This window comes from Streptomyces sp. ATLC9 (assembly GCF_057196705.1).
Genome location: NZ_JBXUOY010000418.1, coordinates 1 through 3,075, shown reverse-complemented (window position 1 = coordinate 3,075; position 3,075 = coordinate 1). Strand labels below are relative to the sequence as shown.

Genomic DNA, 3,075 nt, shown 5'->3' with positions numbered 1-3,075 from the left:
GCGGTGTGGCGCGCCGCGCGCCGGGGCCGGGACGCGTACGCCGCCCGCTGGCGCCGGGAGGCACGCCGGCTGGAGGACTCCCTGCCCGGCGGGCGGGGAGGAGCGGGCTCCCCCGAGGCGGCCGACGACACGGCCGCCGGGCTGGTGGTGGCGCTGGCCTTCCCCGAACGGGTGGCGCGCTCACGCGGCGAACGGGCGTACCTGATGGCCTCCGGCACCCGCGCCGAGCTCGCCCCCGGTTCAGCGCTGCGCGACGCCTCCTGGCTGGCGGTCGCCGTCGCGGACCGGCCCGTGGGAACCGCCTCCGCGCGGATACGGCTGGCCGCGGCGGTCGACGAGGGCACGGCGCGGGAGGCTGCCGGGGCGCTGCGCTCGGAGGCCGAGGAGGTCGGCTGGTCCGCCGGGCGGCGCGATGTGGTCGCCCGGCGTGTGGAGCGGCTGGGCTCGATCGAACTGTCCTCCCGCCCTCTGCGCGACCCCGGCCCCACGCCGGTGCGGGCGGCTCTGCTGGAGGGGTTGCGGCGCGAGGGCCTGGGGCTGCTGCGCTGGACCGGGGAGGCCGGGTCACTGCGGCAGCGGCTGGCGTTCCTCCACCGGGAACTGGGCGACCCGTGGCCGGACGTGTCGGACGAGGCGCTGCTGGACCGGGCGGACGAGTGGCTGGGCGGGGTGCTGGGCCCGGCGCGGCAACGGGCCGATCTGGAGCGCGCGGACGCCGGGCGGCTGCTGAACGCGCTGCTGCCCTGGGCCTCCGGGGACGCGGCCCGGCTGGACGAACTGGCGCCGGAACGGATCGAGGTGCCCTCGGGCTCGCGGATACGTGTGGACTACGGCGGTGAGCGGCCGGTGCTCGCGGTCAAACTCCAGGAGCTGTTCGGCTGGCAGGAGGCGCCCCGGCTGGCGGACGGCCGGGTGCCGCTGCTGGTGCATCTGCTGTCGCCCGCGGGACGGCCGGCGGCCGTGACCGCGGACCTGGCGTCGTTCTGGCGCGACGGCTACCGGTCGGTGCGGGCCGAGCTGCGCGGCCGCTACCCCAGGCACCCCTGGCCGGAGGATCCGGCGACCGCGGAACCGACCGGGCGTACGACCGCCGCGGCACGGAGGGCCTCCGGGCAGGGGCGCTGAGCGGCGGCCGCGGTGCCGCGGCCGCCGGTTCAGTCCTCCTGGCGGGCCTGGACGGTGGCGTCGGCGGTCGGAGCGGGAGCCTGCCGGTCCTCGTCCTGCTGTCCGCTGCCGTCCTCGCCCTCCCCCGGCTCGTCCGGGTCCTCCGAACCCTCGGGGTCCTCGTCCCCGCAGGGGTTCTCCTCGTCCTCTCCGGGCTCCTCGGGGTCCTCGGGCTCCTCCGAGTCCTCGGGGTCCTCGGGGTCCTCGGGGTCCTCGCCCGGCTCCCCGGTCGGGGCCTGGGAAGGTGAGCCCGCGGGCTCCTCGGTGCTCTCGCCGGGCTCCTCCGGGTCCACCGGGCACTCCGGCTCCTCGGGTTCCTCCGGGTCACCCGGCTCCTCCGGGTCCTCCGGGTCCTCCGGGTCCTCGGGTTCCTCCGGGTCGCCCGGCTCCTCCGGTTCCTCCGGGTCGCCCGGCTCCTCCGGGTCGCCCGGCTCCTCCGGCTCCTCCGGGTCGCCCGGCTCCCCCGGCTCCTCCGGGTCGCCCGGCTCCCCCGGCTCCTCCGGTTCCTCCGGGTCGCCCGGCTCCTCGGAGTCCCCGGGCGGGAGAGGGGTGACCGTACCTTCCTCGGAGACGGGCGGCTTCGGCGAGGGCTTCTCGTCCTCGCCCTTCTCACCGCCGCCGTCGCCGCCCTTGTCGCCCGGATATCCGTTGGAGTCACCCGCAGGCTCGCCGACCGGCCGCGACTCGTTGCCCGCGCCGGGGCTGTCGGGCAGCTCCCCCTCGCCGTCGGGAACCTGGTGGACGCCCTTGCGGTAGAAGTCCAGCCAGGACAGCACCGTCCGCAGGTACTCCCGCGACCGGTTGTAGCTGAGGACGGCTCGTTCCAGGTCGGCCGGGTCCGACAGATCCCTGCCGCCCGCACACAGATAGCGCCCGGCGGCGAGGGCCGCGTCGTAGATGTTGTTCGGGTCCTTGCGGCCGTCTCCGTTGCCGTCCGCGCCCCAGCCGGCCCAGGTGGACGGGATGAACTGCATCGGCCCGACGGCCCGGTCGTAACGGGTGTCGCCGTCGTACGCGCCACCGTCGGTGTCCGAGATGTGCGCGAAGCCCACACCGTTGAGCGCCGGCCCCAGAATCGGCTTGTGGGTGGTGCCCTGGGCGTCCACGGCTCCGCCACGTGCCTGCCCGGACTCCACTTTGCCTATCGCGGCCAGGAGTTGCCAGGGAAGATTGCAGCCGGGCCGCTCCTCCCCCAGGCTCCGCTCCGCCCGCTTGTAGGCGGCCAGAACGGTGGCGGGTATGCCGGACTCGGCGGGGCCGGTGACGTCCGGCAGGTCGCTGGAGGAACCGGGCTTGTCCGGCTTGACCAGTGGCGGAAGATCGGTGTGGTAGGGGGAGTCGCCGTCCGCGGGGAGGTCGGGGTTCTCCGGGGAACCGGCCGCCTCCCTGCCACCGGGCTGCACCAGTTCCAGGCCGGGCCCCTGTGAGGCGGTGAGCGCGGCCATCGCCGCCGCCGCCACCGCGGTGCTGGTAACGCCCCTTCGGACCCTGCCCACGAGCCGCCGAGCCGCCATCTGCCAGACCCTCCACGCTGTTGTCCCGCGCTGCCTCGCCGCACCTTCCGTGTGCGGTGCCCCTCTCGGACGCTCTGTACGGTTGTGTACGTCCTGTGCCTGTCCGGTTCGCCCGGCGCCCGCCGCGTGTCCGTGCTCCGGCCGCACCGCCTCCCCGCGAGGGGTAACGAGCGGGACACTACGGCAAGTTCGACACCCGATCCACCACACCCGAGGACGACGCGGCAACGCACACGACCGTTCCACCGGACGTTCACCGCCGTCCACCCTCCCTCGCGGCCGTCCGCCCTCCCTCGCGGCGGGCCGCCCCGCGAGCGCTTCCGGTGTCCGCCGGCCGCGGTGGGGGGGGGGGGGGGGGGGGGCGCGGGCGGGGGGGCGGGGGGGGGGCGCGCCGCGC

The 3,075-nt window shown here is 76.5% G+C and carries 2 protein-coding genes; one reads left to right on the top strand and one right to left on the bottom strand.

The genetic code is table 11. The features are described from left to right. On the top strand, window positions 1-1,125 hold a 1,125-nt coding region (locus AC2CJA_RS25690), incomplete at its 5' end, for an ATP-dependent helicase C-terminal domain-containing protein (protein WP_484605062.1). 29 nt (window positions 1,126-1,154) lie between these two features. On the opposite strand, the gene AC2CJA_RS25685 is transcribed toward AC2CJA_RS25690, so the two are convergent. Continuing rightward, window positions 1,155-2,678: a lytic transglycosylase domain-containing protein gene (locus tag AC2CJA_RS25685; RefSeq protein ID WP_484605061.1), complete on the bottom strand. Its 1,524-nt coding sequence runs from the start codon at window positions 2,676-2,678 to the stop codon at window positions 1,155-1,157. Window positions 2,679-3,075: the final 397 nt, after the last annotated feature.